Annotated in this window: 4 protein-coding genes; 2 read left to right on the forward strand and 2 right to left on the reverse strand. The window is 66.5% G+C overall.

The genetic code is table 11. The features are described 5' to 3' along the window. Window positions 1-872: hypothetical protein (locus VML93_RS24570; RefSeq protein ID WP_325614880.1), on the forward strand; the 872-nt coding region annotated here is incomplete at its 5' end. Window positions 873-974: 102 nt separating this feature from the next. On the opposite strand, the gene VML93_RS24575 is transcribed toward VML93_RS24570, so the two are convergent. Next, the gene (locus VML93_RS24575) at window positions 975-1262 is read right to left on the reverse strand and encodes a CDGP domain-containing protein (RefSeq protein WP_325614881.1); all 288 of its coding nucleotides are present in this window, start codon (window positions 1260-1262) and stop codon (window positions 975-977) included. Between the two features lie 413 nt (window positions 1263-1675). Between VML93_RS24575 and VML93_RS24580 the strand changes: the two genes are divergently transcribed. Beyond that, entirely contained in the window at window positions 1676-1879 is a 204-nt protein-coding gene (locus tag VML93_RS24580; protein ID WP_325614882.1) for a hypothetical protein, read from the forward strand. A 50-nt stretch (window positions 1880-1929) separates the two neighbouring features. Here the strand turns inward: VML93_RS24580 and VML93_RS24585 are convergent. After that, window positions 1930-2994: HNH endonuclease signature motif containing protein (locus VML93_RS24585; RefSeq protein WP_325614883.1), on the reverse strand; the 1065-nt coding region annotated here is incomplete at its 5' end.

Genomic DNA, 2994 nt, shown 5'->3' on the forward strand with positions numbered 1-2994 from the left:
CCGGTTTCGTCGATCGCCCACCCCCGGCTCTGCACAACCAGAAGGACTACAGCTACACCTACGCCGACGGCGGGATTTCCGTCGGTCCCCTTCTTCATCCCATGGGCGGTGACGCCTGTCTGATCGCTTTGCCGGCCACGAAAATGGGGCTCTTGCTCGAGGTCTGGCCCGGAGACCCCGACCGGTACGGCGACGCAATGCTAAGCCCGGATCCGTCGCATCCCGGCGTCATGAAGTCGACGACGTGGGGGAAATGCGTGTTTCGGCTGGCACTGCCGCTGGCCGGTCTTGCTGGGGCGCCCAAGCCGATGCGCGATCGCGTGCTGCAGTTGACCCCGATGAACATCGAGAACCGCCGGTGGAACGACGACGCCTCGTTATGCCCACTTGCCGAGGCGCTAGCGGGTGACATCGCGGATTTTGTGCGGGACAAGGGGGTTCCCGTGCGTGCCGGACACGGCGGCAGCGCGGCGAAGTTTCTGACCGGCGATCCCTGCGCCGCCGCACCGGAGCTGCACGCGGTGGGTTTCATCTGGACGGATCCCCCATCCAAGGTGCAGTTCCCGACTACGTGGCGGCATCCCGGTACCTGCAATCTGCGGCTCACCCAGGCCGACAGCGACCCCGAGATCGGGTCGGCGGTGGTCAAATACGGTCTGGTCGCGTGGTCCGACAGGATTATTGAGGGTATTGCCGGTCAAACCCCTGGCGTGCTGCTCACTCGTAGCGAGCGCGACGGGGTGACGCTCTTCGACTTCACCGGCACCAATGGACCGTCTGTGGGAGCTTGGTTGTCGCCAAAACCAACCTCGCCATCGGACCGATCACCGTCGGGGCCGGCGCCCCCGGTCTGCCCACCTCCACGCCGATAGTGACTGTCTCTTTGAGCGCACCGCCAGGCAGCAACTGTGGCGAGATCGCCAAACAGGCTGCGCTCGCCGCCGTCAAACGTGCGACTTGAGGTATGGACTGTCTCAGTCGATGTGCATCGGTGGGTCAGCGAAGCCGAAACCCGAAGGGTGCTGGTCGGGACCCATCAGATCGCAGCTCCTCTCGGGCATTAGGAAGGAACTGGCGCCGCTGGGCACCCAATGGGTAAATGCCACGCAACGTTGCCAGGTGCCGTCGGGTTGGATGGGTCCATCGCACTTGCTGAGAAAGGCTCCGCCGTACTGGCAGCCGGCGCTGGCCGGCGGCGCTGAGGCGATCAGCCCTCCGGCAATCAGCACGGCAGCCAGTCCTCCGAAGATGCAGCGCTTCATAGTCAATGACGCTACCGCTTATGCAAGCGGTTTTTCCTGCCGTTGAGGTCGTAATCCGAAAGCATTACCACCAAGATCGGATTTTCCTTCGGCTGCGAACTTTCGGGTGCGACCATTTGCTGGTGGACCATCATTACCTCGCGAAAACCGCGCTGGGGATGATTCTGGCGATCACCGCGGTCGGATGTGGCGCGAGCCCAAAACCGGGCGGTGTGAGTGCGACGACAGTCGGTACCCAAAATGCGTCTGGTTCGTCGACGTCAGCAGCTGCTATCCCGTGCCCAGCGTTGGAGTTGGAAGTCAATGTGACCATTGCAGGCGGCCACGTCAGTCCGACAGATCAGTCGTATACGTCCCTTCCTGATAGGCCCATCACCATCTGCGTAGACAGTGACGCGGCCGACGAACTGTTCGTGCATAGACCGAACCAACCGCCGACACCCGACCACAAGTACACGGTCGCCGCCGGTCAACGCCACGGATTTACCTTCGGCGCGGGTAGCTCGGGCCGCTGGATAGTGGACTTGCACCACCTCAATGTCACCGTCGCGACAATCGACGTCGGGTGGCCCGGTGGCATGCAAACCACACGCACGGTTCCCCTGCCGACCTCCTAGCTACGTGACGCATCTTGGCTGGTCAGGGGCGTGCCACCGTTGACCGGCCGTTAGAAGGGTGGGGGTTCGTCGGGGTCGTTGCGGGCGGCGGCGGCGGCTTGGGCGGCCATGCGTTGGGCGTGGTTTTGCTGGCGTTCGGTGGCTACGCGGTGGGCGCGGTCTTGGGCGCGGGTGCGGCGGCGTTTGGGCATCATGGCGGTGCGGCCCGGGCAGGGCTCTTGTGGCGGGTCGGCTTCGGGGGCGGGCATGCCCCCGACGGCCTGGCACAGGCTGGGGAACAGCAACGCGCTGCCCGGGGTGGTGACATAGGTCCGTCCGGCCGGGGACGTCAGGATCAGCGTCCCGTCGGCCAGCTGCTGATCACGCCAGCCCCAGAAGGTTTTCACCAAATGATGGGTGCGGCAATAACATTTCAGGTTGGCCGCATGCGTGGGCCCGCCCTGGGCGTGTGGGATGGTGTGGTCGAGATCGCAGTGCATGGCCGGGTGATCGCAGCCCGGCCACCGGCAGGTCAGGTCGCGGGCCCGCACGAACGCGGCCAGCGCCGCCGAGGGGGTGTAGCCGGGCTCGGGGGGCGCATCGGCGGGGTGAATCAACGGGATCACCTTGGCCGAGGCGGCCAGTTCGGCCAGGAGTTCGGGGGTGATCAACCCATCGGCGCTCAGCTCGCTGGCCGGGGCGCCGCCCCGCCCCTCGAGGGTGGCCTGCTCGGCGATCACATGAATGGTCACCGGGGAGGCCGGTTTGCGCGCCCCCGCGGCGCAGTCCGCACGCCCACACCGACACCCCAACCGGTCCGCACCGGCGGCCAGCGCGCCCAGCGCATCGGCGCGGCGCTGCGCGCTGGTGCGCGGATCGTGGCCGCACACCGTGGCCGCCAACGCGGTCAGCCGCGCATCCAGCGCGTGCGCATCCGGGGACAGCAGGCTGCCGTGGATCTGGGCGATCCCGTCCGCCTCGGCCCCGATCCAGACCTCCCGATCGGTCTGGACCTGCTCGCGGCGGCGCACCGCATCGGCATCCACCCGCGCCACAATCGCATCGACCTTGCCCGACAGCCGCCGCCGACTCAGCGAGGGCCAGCGGGTCACATTGGTCGCGACCACCTCATCGAC

This window comes from Mycobacterium sp., from assembly GCF_035499775.1.
Taxonomy (GTDB): Bacteria; Actinomycetota; Actinomycetes; order Mycobacteriales; family Mycobacteriaceae; genus Mycobacterium.